The sequence below is a fragment of the Microbacterium sp. oral taxon 186 str. F0373 genome, assembly GCF_000411455.1.
In the GTDB taxonomy this organism is placed as follows: Bacteria; Actinomycetota; Actinomycetes; order Actinomycetales; family Microbacteriaceae; genus Microbacterium.
Map to the genome: position 1 here is coordinate 1 of NZ_KE150458.1, position 12709 is coordinate 12709.

The 12709-nt window shown below is 70.1% G+C and carries 12 protein-coding genes and 1 pseudogene; 6 read left to right on the forward strand and 7 right to left on the reverse strand.

Annotation, left to right across the window (positions count from 1 at the left end):
* Together HMPREF1529_RS16320 and HMPREF1529_RS09855 are read left to right on the forward strand one after the other, a co-directional pair.
* Positions 1-995: pseudogene (locus HMPREF1529_RS16320) on the forward strand (primosomal protein); the annotation flags it as partial.
* Positions 995-2032, forward strand: a complete 1038-nt coding sequence (locus HMPREF1529_RS09855) for an HAD-IIA family hydrolase (RefSeq protein ID WP_005053765.1) — start codon at positions 995-997, stop codon at positions 2030-2032. The pseudogene HMPREF1529_RS16320 and the gene HMPREF1529_RS09855, both read left to right, overlap by 1 nt.
* A 114-nt stretch (positions 2033-2146) precedes the next feature.
* Here HMPREF1529_RS09855 and HMPREF1529_RS09860 read toward each other — a convergent pair whose 3' ends face one another.
* A complete protein-coding gene (locus HMPREF1529_RS09860; protein WP_232212107.1) occupies positions 2147-2503 on the reverse strand; it encodes a hypothetical protein in 357 nt (118 codons plus the stop codon).
* Positions 2504-2576: 73 nt separating this feature from the next.
* Between HMPREF1529_RS09860 and HMPREF1529_RS09865 the strand changes: the two genes are divergently transcribed.
* Complete coding sequence (locus tag HMPREF1529_RS09865; protein WP_016464699.1) at positions 2577-3263, forward strand: alpha/beta fold hydrolase; 687 nt, start codon at positions 2577-2579, stop codon at positions 3261-3263.
* A 199-nt stretch (positions 3264-3462) separates the two neighbouring features.
* The gene (locus HMPREF1529_RS15865) at positions 3463-3606 is read left to right on the forward strand and encodes a hypothetical protein (protein WP_157533899.1); all 144 of its coding nucleotides are present in this window, start codon (positions 3463-3465) and stop codon (positions 3604-3606) included.
* A 49-nt stretch (positions 3607-3655) separates the two neighbouring features.
* Here the strand turns inward: HMPREF1529_RS15865 and HMPREF1529_RS09870 are convergent, their stop codons facing one another.
* A complete protein-coding gene (locus HMPREF1529_RS09870) occupies positions 3656-5134 on the reverse strand; it encodes a DHA2 family efflux MFS transporter permease subunit (RefSeq protein ID WP_016464700.1) in 1479 nt (492 codons plus the stop codon).
* 107 nt (positions 5135-5241) lie between these two features.
* On the opposite strand from HMPREF1529_RS09870, the gene HMPREF1529_RS09875 reads away from it, so the two are divergent.
* Both HMPREF1529_RS09875 and HMPREF1529_RS09880 read left to right on the forward strand, forming a co-directional pair.
* Entirely contained in the window at positions 5242-5895 is a 654-nt protein-coding gene (locus tag HMPREF1529_RS09875; protein ID WP_005053753.1) for a DUF1345 domain-containing protein, read from the forward strand.
* Between the two features lie 49 nt (positions 5896-5944).
* Complete coding sequence (locus tag HMPREF1529_RS09880; protein ID WP_016464701.1) at positions 5945-7849, forward strand: ABC transporter ATP-binding protein; 1905 nt, start codon at positions 5945-5947, stop codon at positions 7847-7849.
* Between the two features lie 6 nt (positions 7850-7855).
* Here the strand turns inward: HMPREF1529_RS09880 and HMPREF1529_RS09885 are convergent, their stop codons facing one another.
* From HMPREF1529_RS09885 to nadB, 5 genes are read right to left on the reverse strand one after another with little or no spacing between them, the layout of a single operon-like run.
* On the reverse strand, positions 7856-8056 hold the full coding sequence (locus HMPREF1529_RS09885; protein ID WP_016464702.1) for a hypothetical protein: 201 nt from the start codon (positions 8054-8056) through the stop codon (positions 7856-7858).
* 25 nt (positions 8057-8081) lie between these two features.
* A complete protein-coding gene (locus HMPREF1529_RS09890; RefSeq protein WP_016464703.1) occupies positions 8082-9044 on the reverse strand; it encodes a glycosyltransferase family 2 protein in 963 nt (320 codons plus the stop codon).
* On the reverse strand, positions 9041-10219 hold the full coding sequence (locus HMPREF1529_RS09895) for a cysteine desulfurase family protein (RefSeq protein ID WP_016464704.1): 1179 nt from the start codon (positions 10217-10219) through the stop codon (positions 9041-9043). Before HMPREF1529_RS09895 ends, HMPREF1529_RS09890 begins: the two co-directional genes overlap by 4 nt.
* A 14-nt stretch (positions 10220-10233) precedes the next feature.
* Positions 10234-11118, reverse strand: a complete 885-nt coding sequence (gene nadC / locus HMPREF1529_RS09900; protein WP_016464705.1) for a carboxylating nicotinate-nucleotide diphosphorylase — start codon at positions 11116-11118, stop codon at positions 10234-10236.
* Positions 11112-12701, reverse strand: a complete 1590-nt coding sequence (nadB, locus tag HMPREF1529_RS09905; RefSeq protein WP_016464706.1) for an L-aspartate oxidase — start codon at positions 12699-12701, stop codon at positions 11112-11114. The genes nadC and nadB overlap by 7 nt, the downstream gene beginning before the upstream one ends.
* Positions 12702-12709 lie beyond the last annotated feature (8 nt).

The following is a 12709-nucleotide window of genomic DNA, read 5'->3' on the forward strand; positions in this document are numbered from 1 at the left end:
CTCGCGATGCTGAGCGTAAGCCCTACACGAAGCGTGACGGTGAGCGTAAGCCGTACGCTCCTCGCGATGGCGAGCGTAAGCCGTACGTGAAGCGCGATGGTGAGCGGAAGCCGTATGCTCCTCGTGATGGCGAGCGCAAGCCTTACGCACAGCGCGATGGGGATCGAACCTCCCGTGTGCCCGGTCGCAGTTCCCGGCCGCCGCAGGGCTCGGAGCGTCGCACGGGCCCCACGGGGCCGCAGCTGCCCGACGATGTCACTCCTCAGGACCTGCCGGCATCCGCGCGCAACGAGCTGAAGACGCTGTCGAAGGAGAACGCCGAACAGGTCGCGCGTCATCTCGCCATGGCAGCACGTCTCATCGACGAGGACGCCGTCCGTGCGCACGAGCATGCCCTCGCCGCGTCCCGCAGCGCTGGGCGCATCGCTATCGTGCGTGAGACCGTCGCCATCACCGCGTACGCGTTGGGCGACTTCGCCCTGGCGGTGCGTGAGTTGCGGACGTACCGGCGCATCTCCGGCCGTGATGACCAGATCGCCCTTCTCGTCGACAGCGAACGCGGCGTGGGCCGCGCTGATCGTGCACTCGAAGTGGGACGCGCGGTGGATCGTTCGACGTTGACCACCGAAGTGCGCGTGGAGCTGGCGATTGCCATGTCGGGGGCTCGACTCGACCTCGGTGAGACGGAGCGCGCACTCAGCGAACTGGACATCCCCGAGTTGGACCCCGATCGTGCCTTCTCGTGGAGCCCCGGGCTGTTCGCGGCGCGGGCTGCGGTGCTCGAGGAGCTTGGCCGCGTCGATGAGGCGCAGCAGTGGCAGCGACGCGCCGAGGTGGCCGCGGAGGCGCTCGGGGCCGTCGATGCGGATCTCGAGGTGATCGAGATCGACGAGATCGAGGAGATCGCGCTGCCGGCGGAGGAGGACATCGCCCCCACGGTCGAGAGCGACGGTTCCGGCGACGACGAGTCGGATGCAGAGGAAGCGGAGCGCTGATGGGCCTCTTCTCGAAGCGCGCGCCTCGCACTCCCCTCGACGGTGTCGACGCGGTGCTCGCGGACCTGGATGGGGTCGTCTACGCCGGCCCGGGGGCCCTCCCGTATGCCGTCGACAGCCTGAATGCGGCGGCTGTGTCGCGGCGCCTCGGGTACATCACCAACAACGCGTCCCGACGTGATGCCGTCGTGGCGGAACACTTGCGCGAGCTGGGGCTGGCCTCCACACGCGCCGAAGACGTCGTGACCAGTCCGCAGGCCGCGATGCGGTTGCTGCGCGATCGCGTCGCACCGGGATCCACGATCCTCGTCGTCGGTGGCGACGGCCTCGTCTTCGAAGTCGAGAAGGCCGGCTACGTCGTGACCCGCAGCGCCGAGGACGCCCCCGCGGCCGTCGTCCAGGGATTTGCTCCCCAGGTGGGCTGGGAGCAGCTGGCCGAAGCCGCGTACGCTCTGGCGACGCCGGAGGATGCCGGCGGCATCCCGTGGATCGCCACGAACACCGACTGGACGATTCCGCAGGCACGTGGCATCGCACCGGGAAACGGAACACTCGTGTCTGCCGTGCATACGGCCGTCGGTCGGCTCGCCGTCGTCGCGGGCAAGCCGGAGCGGCCGATCTTCGATGAGGCCGTCGCGCGTTTCGCGGCACACAAGGCGCTCTTCATCGGCGACCGGCTCGACACCGACATCGCGGGCGCCCAGGCTGCGGGGCTCGACTCGGTGCTGGTGCTGACCGGCATCGACCGACCCAAGCACGTGCTTGCCGCTCCGCCGACGGCGCGGCCCACCTTCATCCTCGGCGATCTGCGCGAGTTGCACGAGGAGTACCCGGAGACGGTCGTCCAGGGAGAGGTGACCTCCGTCCGTGATGCGGCCGTGCGGATCGACGGCGCCGACATCCACGTCGTGTCGGAGGGGTCCCGGCCGATCGATCTCGTACGCGCGGGCGCCGCAGCCATCTGGGCCACCGGGCGCGCCATCTACGGGTTCCGCGTGCCCGAGCGGCTGTACGCGGATCCCTTCCACCGCCCGTGAACTTCTGTTCTCACTGACCGCGCCGAGAAGGCCCGTGCACGCTCGCGGAAAGTCGTCGACAAGGCGGCCAAGAAGGCGGCGAAGAAGCTCGGCGTCTGAGACGCGGTGCCCGCCTCACTCCCAGCCGAAGGTGTTGAACCACTCGGCGCGAGCGGCGGATTCGGCGACATCCTCGGTGCCGCGAAATCGGTCATGGGCGCCCAGGCGGCCGTCGACCAACGGCACGAAGGCATCGCACCCGAGGCCCCGCGCCCGTCCATCGGGAAAGCCGGCGGCGGGGGAAGTGTCTGCCAGGCGTGGCGCGCTGATGGCCTCGGCACCGGAGGCCGGGCACGTCGGCGGGTCGGCGTCGACGTCCGACCACATCTGCGACGTGCCGACGCGGTTGTGCAGTCCCGCATGCCCGGACGCTCGCGTGCACAGGGCGCCCCCTCGCCGGCTGCGGCACCACCGTGTCGTGGGATACGTCACCATCCCAGCTTAGGCATCGCCGCGGGGACGGAGATGCTCCCTGCACACTCGCCGCCGCCTAGGATGGAGGATCGTGACCGAGAACCTTCGACAGATCTTCGATGCCGACGTTCGCGACATCAGCTACCTCGATGAGGGCACCGGCCCCGCCATCGTTCTGCTGCCTGAGGCGGGACTGGACTTCGCCTACTTCGGCGCGCTGGCCAGCATCCTCGTCGAAGAGGACTTCCGCGTGGTGCGCATCGCCACACGACGCTCCACGGCGCCGACGTTGCACGAACTCGCCCAGGACGTGGTGGACGTCCTCGACCACCTGCAGATCTCGGAAGCCTGGATCGGTGGACACGGATTCGGCGGTGCGGTCGCTCGAACCGTCGCGATCGACCATCACGACCATGTGAGCGGGGTGCTGTTGCTGGGCGTCGCCCGCCAAGCTCCGTACGGTGGTGACTTCGACGCGGAGGTGCGCGCAGTCTTCGGCGACTCGTTCTCGCCGCAGACCGATGTGCGTCAGATGCAAGCGGATGCGCTCGCGGCGACGGACGGCGCGGCCTGGCAGCCTGTCGCGGATGCCACGCCCGTGCTCATCGTCCAGGGATCCGCGGACCGCGTCACGCCGGTCGAGGCCGGAGAGTCGCTGCGCAAGGCCGCGCCGGGGCTGGTCAGCGTGAAAGCGGTCGACGGCGCCGGCCACTTCTTTCCCCTGACCCACCCCGGCGAGACGTCGTGGTTCATCGAGGACTACCTCGACTGGGACTGAGAGCCGTCCCGCTCAGGCTGTCGGGCCGTCGTGCTGCCCATCGCCGATCTCCTCGACGAGCTTTCCCGTGAAGGCGGCGAGGTCGTCCGGCGGGGGAGATCATCACCGCCGTGACCCGGCATCCGTCACCGCCTGCCAGGGTGCGGTCAGTTCGCCGTCCTCGAGGCCGCTCGTCGCGACAGCGACGTATGATCGACGGATGACCACCTCTCACCAGCCCCAGGTCGCTGTCGACGACGACGCTTCGAGCGCTCAGGGTGCCATCACGCTTCTCCCGCTCGTGGACGCGAGCGTCGACGCATCCGCATCGTGCTGCGGTGGCGGGTCCTGCAGTATCGGCTGAGCGTCCCGAGTTCTGCCGTCCGATTCGCGCAGGGTCGGCGCGCGTCAGCTCAGTGCGCGGGTGGCCCGTCCGGTACGTCATCCGGCTTTCTGATGAGGAAAGCACTGATCAACAGCGGCGTGCCGATGATCGCCGCGAGCAGGAACGCCGCCCGTGCGCCTGCAGCTCCGGCGGGCGCCTCGGCCACTCCGCTCCGAGCCGCACCCGCAGCCACTGACGACATCACCGAGATCAGGAGGGCGATGCCGGCTGCCCCCGCGACCTGCTGGATCGTCGAGACCATCGCGCTGCCGTACGAGTAGAACCGCGGCTCGAGCGAGCCCAAAGAGGCCGTGAACAACGGCGTGAAGGACATCGCCAGCCCGATCGACAGCAACGTCTGGGTTCCGATGAGGATCCACACCGGGGTCGACTCGGTGAGCATCGTGAAGCTCCACAGGATCGTCAGCACGATGATCGTCCCGGGAAGCAGCAGCACGCGGGTGCCCCAGCGATCGTAGACGCGTCCGATGACCGGGCCGAGTAGGCCCATCGCCAGCGCTCCCGGCAGCACGACGAGGCCGGAGGCGCTCGCCGACAGCCCCAGGGTGTTCTGCAGATACAGCGGGAGCGCAGTCAGCGTTCCGAAGAACGCCAGCGACATCACCGCGAAGTGCGCGACCGACAGGGAGAAGTTGCTCGAGCGGAAGATGCGCAGATCGAGGAGCGCCTCATCCCGCTTCTGCAGGATCACCTGACGCCAGACGAACAGTCCGAGGGCCACCAGTCCGATGCCCAGCGCGACGACGAGAGTCGTGGTCGCCGCCTCCGCGGCGGCGACATCCGTCCCGTGCCCACCGATCTGGCTGAGCCCGAAGACCACCCCGCCGAACCCGACGGCGGACAGGAGCACGGAGAGGATGTCGATCGGCGTGTGCGTGCTCTCTCCCAGGTTGTGGATCCAGCGCACCCCCACGACCAGGGCCACCAGCGCGATCGGAAGGACGATCGCGAAGATCCACCGCCACGTCAGATTGTCGAGCACGATGCCCGCCATCGTCGGTCCGATGGCGGGGGCCAGCGAGATCACCACGCTGACACGGCCCATCATCCGCCCCCGCAGGTGCGGCGGGACGACAGTCATGAGCGTCGTCATGAGCAGGGGCATCATGATGGCCGTGCCCGACGCCTGGACGACACGGGCCGCGACGAGCACTTCGAAGCCCGGGGCGATCAGCGCGATCAGCGTGCCCGCGGAGAACAGACCCATCGCCGTCGCGAACATCGCCCGCGTCGTGAATCGCCGCAGCAGAAAACCCGTGGTGGGGATCACGACCGCCATCGTCAGCATGAACGCGGTGGTCAGCCACTGCGCGGCCACCGCGGTGATGCCGAGGTCGCCGATCAGGTGCGGAATCGCGACGCCCATCGTCGTCTCGTTCAGGATGGCCACGAACGCGGCGGCCAGCAGCAACCAGATGACGCGGTTCTCCTTGGCTCCGACCTGCGTGGGCGCATCAGGCGTGGTGGCGGTGTCGGGAGAGGTCATCGGGCTCCTGGGTGTCGTCGGGACGCGTTCCCGGCGGGCGGGGCGACTGTCCACTGTAACGGGAGGGTCGGACACGGCATTCCCGGTCGCGGTGGGAGCATCGAGGCATGAGCTTTCGTCGTCATCCGTCGCGGGTGGCCGTCCGCGGCCCCCTCTCCCTCTCCGTCGGGGCCGTGGTCGCCGTCGTCGCGTCGGTCGGTGCCGGGCTCTCCGTCGGTCTTCTCGCCGGATGGGCCGTCGTGGCCGCGACCAACGTGGTGTGGCTGCTGAGCGTGGTCTGGCCGATGGATGCCGAGCAGACGCGCTCGCACACGACGAGCGTCGACCCGGGCCGGCCGGTCGCGCGCCTGATCGCACTCGCGGGCAGCGTCGCGAGCCTCGGCGGCGTGGTCGCGGTGCTGATCGGGAGTGGGAGCAGCGGGCACGCCCGCGCGTTCCTCGTCGCGGGGGTGGCGATCGCGGCCGTGGTGAGCTCGTGGGCGCTCATCCAGGTCGACTACATGCTGCGCTATGCGCGCGTCTACTACGGACGCGTCGCCGCGGGGATGGCGGGTGGCATCGACTTCAATCAGGACGATGCGCCGACGTACTCCGACTTCGGCTACTTCTCGGTCGGCCTGGGGATGACCTACCAGGTGTCCGACACGAATGTGTCCGCGAATGAGATCCGGCGCATCATCGTCGCGCAGACGCTGCTGGCCTACCTGTTCGGGGCCGTCATCCTGGCATCGGTGATCAATCTCGTCGCCGGCCTCGGCTGAGCCGCCGCCCCTTCCGGCACGGGGTTAGAGTGACCCGGTGAGTATGGGCATGGGGGGAATGGGGCCGGGTGGACGTCCGGCGGCCTTCCGCGGCGTTGACGAAGGCGCGCAACGGCGACTGAACGCACAGGCCCCGGCGATCCCGAACCTGGGTGCTCGGGTCGTGGGCCTGTTCCGCCCCTACCGCCTGCGCATCCTCGTGACCGCGGTGATGGTCGTCGTCGGCGCGGCGATCGGTGTCGTCCCGCCCCTCATCGTGCAGCGCATCTTCGACGACGCGCTGTTTCCCACGGACGGTGCGCCTCCCGATCTCGCGCTCCTGCTGCGGTTGGTGCTCACCATGATCGGGCTGTTCCTGTTCTCCGCGGTGCTCGGTGTCACCCAGACCTGGCTCACTTCGACGGTCGGCAATCGTGTGACGGGAGACCTCCGGGTCCGCCTGTTCGATCACCTGCAGGCGATGGAGCTGGGCTTCTTCACCCGGACGAAGACCGGGGTCATCCAGTCGCGGCTGCAGAACGACGTCGGCGGCGTCTCGGACGTCTTGACCAACACCATCACCAGCATCCTCGGCAACACGGTTACCGTGATCTCCGCCCTCGTCGCCATGATCCTGATCGACTGGCGGCTGACCATCATCGCCGTGATCATGATGCCCGCGCTCGTGCTCGTGCAGAGGCGGGTGGGGCAGGTGCGGGCCCGTATCGCGGGGCAGACGCAGGAGTCGCTGAGCGAACTGACCAGCATCACCCAGGAGACGCTGTCGGTCAGCGGCATCCTTCTGTCCAAGGCCTTCAACCGCCAACGGGCGGAGTCGGAGCGCTACCGCGCAGAGAACCTCAACCAGGTCCGTCTCCAGGTGCGCCGGGCCATGAGCGGACAGGGCTTCTTCGCCGTCGTGCAGGTCATCATGGCCTCGGTGCCCGCCGTCATCTATCTGGTGTCGGGCTACCTCATCGCGGGCGGTACCGGCGCGATCACGGCCGGCACCGTCGTCGCCTTCACCACGGTGCAGGCGCGCCTGCTCCAACCGCTCATGGGGCTGATGCGTGTGGCGCTGGATCTGCAGACCTCCCGGGCACTGTTCGCGCGCATCTTCGAGTACCTCGACTTGACGCCGGCCATCGTCGACGCTCCCGACGCGATCGACGTCGCGCGCGCTCCCGGGCCGATCGGACGCGTCGAGTTCCGCGACGTCGTCTTCCGCTATCCGGATGCCGCGGGCGACACCCGCCCGACGCTCGACGGAGTGTCCTTCGTCGCCGAGCCCGGCCAGCACATCGCTTTCGTGGGGCCGTCCGGCGCGGGCAAGACCACCATCGTCTACCTTGCTCCGCGTCTGTACGAAGCATCCGAGGGCGCCGTCGTCTTCGCCGGGCGGGATGTACGGGAGCTCACCCAGGACTCGATCGTGGAGAACGTCGGCATCGTCTCCCAGGAGACCTACCTGTTCCACGCCACCATCGCCGATAACCTCCGCTACGCGAAGCCCGATGCCACCGACGAGGAGCTCGTGGCGGCGTGCACGGCGGCGAACATCCACCACGCCATCGCGAGCTTCGAGCACGGCTACGACACCGTCGTCGGCGAGCGCGGCTATCGGCTCTCGGGCGGCGAGAAGCAGCGGATCGCGATCGCGCGCGTCCTGCTGAAGGATCCACCGGTGCTGCTGCTGGACGAGGCCACGTCGGCTTTGGACACGGTCTCGGAACGGGTCGTGCAGGAAGCGCTGGACAATGTGGCGCGCGGGCGCACCACCATCTCGATCGCGCACCGGCTGTCGACCGTCGTCGGCGCCGACGTCATCCACGTCGTCGAGGCGGGGCGCATCGTCGAGTCCGGGACCCACAGCGAACTTCTGGCCCAGGGTGGGCTCTACGCCGAGCTGGCGCTCGAGCAGATGGCGGCCGCGACGATCGCGGGCATGGAGGCGCAGGCGCGCGAACAGGCCTGAGGCCGCTCAGGCCGGCTTGCTCCAGTCCACGGACCCGATCGCGTCCGTGGGGTACGGGACCGGCTCGTTCTCGGCGATCGCCTTCGGCTTCGGGTTGACGAACTCCTCCGTGGAGAGGGCTGCGAGCTCGTCGATCTCGGCACGGATCGGGGCGAGATCGGGACCCGTAGGACGATCGGGGAGGTGAGCGGCGTCGGAATCGGTCATCCGCTCAGAATATCTCCGGCTCGTCTCACCACAGTTCAGCCGCGCTGCGCAACCGGGCCGCGGCGTCATCGAGACCGATGGACTCGGCATCCGCACGGTCGTGGAGGGCGCGGATGAACGTGCCGAGCGTGCGTCGGTAGGCCTCGTCGGGGCTGTCTTGCGCGATGCGAACGAGCGGAGGGACGTCCATCTCCAGAATGAGACGCACGCGGGCGCGGGCGGCGGCGCGCTGACCGGCGCCGTCGAGCACGGCGATACCGCCGCTGAGGGCGTCGAGGTAGTCCTCGAGCACGGGGAGCAGATTCTTGTTCTGCGTGATGGAGGAGCCATCGGCGCGCTCTCGCCAGTGCACGACGACGTCGGGGATGACATCGATGGCGCGCGCGGCGGTGTAGAGACGCTGCGCCACCAGCTGATCCTCGTAGAGCTTGCCCTCGGGAAAGCGCAGCCCCGTCCGCCGCCAGAGCTCCACCCGGCTGAGCTTCGACCAGGCCACGATGTTTCCGGAGACCTCGGGATGCGCGGCCAGCGTCGTCGCGAGCCGCGGCGGATCGGTGGCGGCGCGAACCCACGGTTGCACGGGACCGGGACGGTAGGTGCCTGCCTCATCGGCGCGCAGTCGCACGTAGGCGCCCACGACGACATCGCTGCCGGAGCGCGTGAGCGTGTCGACGAAGCGCTCCAGTGCGCGCGGGGTGAGCACGTCGTCGGCATCCAGGAATCCGACGAACGGTGTCTCGACGAGCTCCAGCCCGGTGTTGCGGGCAGCCGACAGCCCGCGCGCGACGGGATGGGTGACGACATGGAAACGTTCGTCGGATGCCGCCGCCGTCGCAAAGACCTCTCCGGTCGCATCGAGGGATCCGTCGTCGACCAAGATGGCGCGCCAGCTCGTGAGCGTTTGGGCGCGGAGGGAGTCCACGGCCTCTTGCGCGTAGGCGGCGACGTCGCGTCCGGGGACGATGACGGTGACGACGGGTGTGCTCACGGCCCCGATCGTACCGCCGTCACCGATGCGGCGACCGCGTCCGCGGCAGCATCCAGCAGCGCTGCGGCCCGCTGCTCGTCGCCGGCCCCGAAGTCATGGCCGAAACTGAAGCGCACGGCGGTCTGGGCGAGCTCCGGGGTGATGCCCAGCGCGAGCAGCACATGGGATGGTTCGTCGCTTCCGGCGGCGCACGCGGAGCCGCTGGAAGAGACGACGCCACGGCGTTCGAGCTCGAGCAGCACCGACTCGCCGCTGGTTCCCGCGAAGGTGAAACTGGCCAAGGAGGGCAGCCGACGCACGGGATGGCCGGTGAGCCGCGAGGAGGGGACGAGGGCCAGCACGCGGGCGATGAAGCGGTCGCGCAGCGCGCCGACGCGTGCCGCTGCGGCGAGGCGCTCGCGCTCCGCGATCTCCAGGGCGGTTGCAATCGCGACCGCGCCGGCGACGTTCTCGGTGCCGCTGCGCCGCTCGCGCTCCTGGCCGCCGCCGTGGAGCAACGGTTCCAGAGGCACGCGGCCTCGGATCGCGAGCACGCCGATGCCCGGGGGAGCCCCGATCTTGTGTCCGGCGACCGAGATCGCATCGGCTCCGGTGTCGGCCAGCGGCAGCCAACCCGCCGCCTGTACGGCGTCGACGTGCAGCGCGACGCCGGTCGCGCGCGTCACCGCGGCGATCGCGCCCAGATCCTGAACCGTGCCGACCTCGTTGTTCGCGTAGCCGATCGACACGAGCGCGGTCTCGGGGCGAAGCGCCGCGGCGATGTCCGCGGGCGCGACGAGGCCCGTCGCGTCCACGGGCAGCCGGGTGATGCTCGCGCCGTGCACACGCTCCAGGTACCCGCAGGAGGCGAGGACGGCTTCATGCTCGATGGGCGTGGTGATCACGTGCATCGGAGCGCTTCGTCCGCCGCCGCGATGCAGCGCCGTGCCGATCGTGATGCCCTTCACCGCCAGGTTGTCCGCTTCGGTGCCACCCGAGGTGAAGACGATGTCGGCGGGGCGCATGCCGAACACGGCGGCGACGCGCCGTCGCGCATCCGAGAGGACGGATGCCGCGGCCTCACCGACCGTGTGGTGGCTGGACGGATTACCGAACCGATCGCCGAGGTAGGGCAGCATCGCCTGGACCACGTCGGGACGTACCGGGGTGGTGGCAGCGTGATCGAGATAGAACATCGCTTCCTCGCGGGTCAGGCACCGCCGACGTTGCTCGCGACGCGGGCGTCCAGGCCCAGATCGAGGGCACGGGCGGAATGCGTCAGGGCTCCGACGGAGATCACGTCGACGCCCGTAGCCGCGATCTCGGACACGGTGTCCAGGCTCACTCCGCCCGACGCTTCGACCGTGGCGCGTCCGGCGATGAGTGCGACCCCGGCGCGCAGGTCGTCGAGCGCGAAGTTGTCGAGCATGATCGTGCCGATGCGCGCGGCGCCGCCGCCGGCGGCGAGGACGGGTTCGATCTGCTCCAGCCGGTCGACCTCCACCTCGACGTGGGTCGTGTGGGGCAGGGCGGACAATGCACGACGCAGTGCGGTCGTCAGATCGCCGCCGTCGGCGGTCAGCACTGCGAGGTGATTGTCCTTGGCCATCACGGCGTCCGACAGCGAGTAGCGGTGGTTGTGACCGCCGCCGCTGCGGACAGCGTGGCGTTCGAGCGCCCGCAGCCCCGGAGTCGTCTTGCGGGTATCGGCGATCCGCGCGCCGGTGCCGGCGACCGCGTCGACGTAGCGCGCGGTGAGGGTGGAGATGCCGCTCATGCGCTGCACGAGGTTGAGACCCACCCGTTCGGCAGTCAGGACGCCGCGTGCCGGCCCACTGACGGTCGCGAGCACATCTCCTGCGCCGAAGGCCGCGCCATCGGCAGTCGCCACGGTGACGGCGATGGCGGGGTCGGTGAGGGCGAACGCCGCCGCGAAGACGTCGCCGCCGCTGAACACGCCGGCCTCTCGTGCGACCAGGTCTGCCGTCGCGACGGCATCGGCCGGGATCAGATAGTCGCTGGTGACGTCACCCCACGGCGCGTCCTCCTCGAGAGCGGCGATGACGACGCGCTCGATCTGGCGTGCGGTCAGCATGCCGACCCCTGAAGCTCGCGTCGCGCCGGGGCGGATGGCGCGGACGCATCCTCGTCGCGGCGCGTGTGCGCGCCCACCGATGCGGTGCGGGCGAGCGCGGCATCCACCAGGCAGGCGGCCACCAGGAGCAGGTTGGCATCTTCGAACTCCGCCTCCGTCCGTGGCGTGCGCTGCCCGACCCGCCAGCTGCCGATCACGGCGGCGGCGTGGCGCAGACCCACCGCATCACGGACGAGCCCCGCGTGCGCCCACATCAGCTCCTGCAGCGCAGCTCGATGCCACGGCGCCGCCGCCGCTGCGGCGAAATCTCCCGCCGGGGCGGTCGCCGCAGCGGACGGCGCGGTGACGGGCCACGCACCGGACGCGGTGTCGCCGACGATCGCGTCACCGGCACGTGCGCCGAACACGGCTCCCTCCAGCAGCGAGTTCGAGGCGAGCCGGTTCGCGCCGTGCACGCCGGTGCGCGCGACCTCGCCCACCGCATACAGTCCCGCGACGCTCGTGCGCCCCTGGAGGTCGGTGACCACGCCCCCCATCAGATAGTGCGCGGCCGGCGTCACCGGAATCGGCTCCTGCGACCAGTCCAGCCCGCGCTCTCGCACGGCGGCGTCGATCGTGGGGAACCGGCGCCGAAGGAAGGCGCCGGCCCTCTTGCGCGCCGATCCTGTCGCGGCGGTGTCCAGGCCCAGGCCGGTCGCGTCGAGGAGCACCGGCTCGCCGCCCTGGCCCTCCATCACCGCGGCGATCGCGCGGGCGACCACGTCGCGGGGTGCGAGCTCGGCGTCGGGGTGGAGGTCGAGCATGAAACGCCGCCCCTCCTGGTCGCGCAGGACCGCCCCTTCGCCGCGCACGGCTTCCGAGACGAGGAAGGGTTCCGTGCCCTCGACGGACAGGACGGTGGGATGGAACTGCACGAACTCCAGGTCGCAGACGCTCGCGCCGGCACGCACGGCCGCGGCGATGCCGTCGCCGGTGGCGACGGCGGGGTTGGTGGTGTGGGCGTAGAGCTGACCGACACCCCCGGTCGCCAGCACGACGGCATCCGCCGGGATCCGATCGCGCCGCGTGTCGCCGACCAGGAGGTCGACGCCGCACGCGCGACCGTCGCTGTCGAGGATCAGATCGACGAGGAAGGCGTGCTCGATGACGCGGGCCCCGCTGGCGCGCACGCGTGCAACGAGAGCCTTCTCGATCACGCTCCCGGTCGCGTCGCCCCCTGCGTGGAGCACCCGCGGGTAGGAGTGCGCGGCCTCCAGTCCCTTCACGAGAGCGCCATCGCTGCCGCGGTCGAACGCGACGCCGAGCTCGATGAGTTCACGGATGCGCTCGGGCCCTTCGCTCACCAGGACGCGCACGGCGGCGGGATCACTGAGCCCGGCCCCCGCGACGAGAGTGTCGTGCTCGTGCGCGGCGGCACTGTCGTCGTCGAACATGACGCCGGCGATGCCGCCTTGGGCGTAGCGCGTGTTGGCGTGTTCGAGCACGTCCTTCGTGACGAGGGTCACCCGGCATCCGGATGCCGCGGCGTGCAGCGCCGCGGTGAGCCCCGCGATCCCCGAGCCGACCACGACGACGTCAGGCACGTCGACGC

What these genes read in the sequence shown, in the direction of transcription:
- HMPREF1529_RS09855 (WP_005053765.1), top strand. Translation starts at nt 995, where the DNA reads ATGGGCCTCTTCTCGAAGCGCGCGCCTCGCACTCCCCTCGACGGTGTC.
- HMPREF1529_RS15865 (WP_157533899.1), top strand. Translation starts at nt 3,463, where the DNA reads ATGACCACCTCTCACCAGCCCCAGGTCGCTGTCGACGACGACGCTTCG.
- HMPREF1529_RS09870 (WP_016464700.1), bottom strand. Translation starts at nt 5,134, where the DNA reads ATGACCTCTCCCGACACCGCCACCACGCCTGATGCGCCCACGCAGGTC.
- HMPREF1529_RS09875 (WP_005053753.1), top strand. Translation starts at nt 5,242, where the DNA reads ATGAGCTTTCGTCGTCATCCGTCGCGGGTGGCCGTCCGCGGCCCCCTC.
- HMPREF1529_RS09880 (WP_016464701.1), top strand. Translation starts at nt 5,945, where the DNA reads ATGGGGGGAATGGGGCCGGGTGGACGTCCGGCGGCCTTCCGCGGCGTT.
- HMPREF1529_RS09885 (WP_016464702.1), bottom strand. Translation starts at nt 8,056, where the DNA reads ATGACCGATTCCGACGCCGCTCACCTCCCCGATCGTCCTACGGGTCCC.
- HMPREF1529_RS09895 (WP_016464704.1), bottom strand. Translation starts at nt 10,219, where the DNA reads ATGTTCTATCTCGATCACGCTGCCACCACCCCGGTACGTCCCGACGTG.
- nadC (WP_016464705.1), bottom strand. Translation starts at nt 11,118, where the DNA reads ATGCTGACCGCACGCCAGATCGAGCGCGTCGTCATCGCCGCTCTCGAG.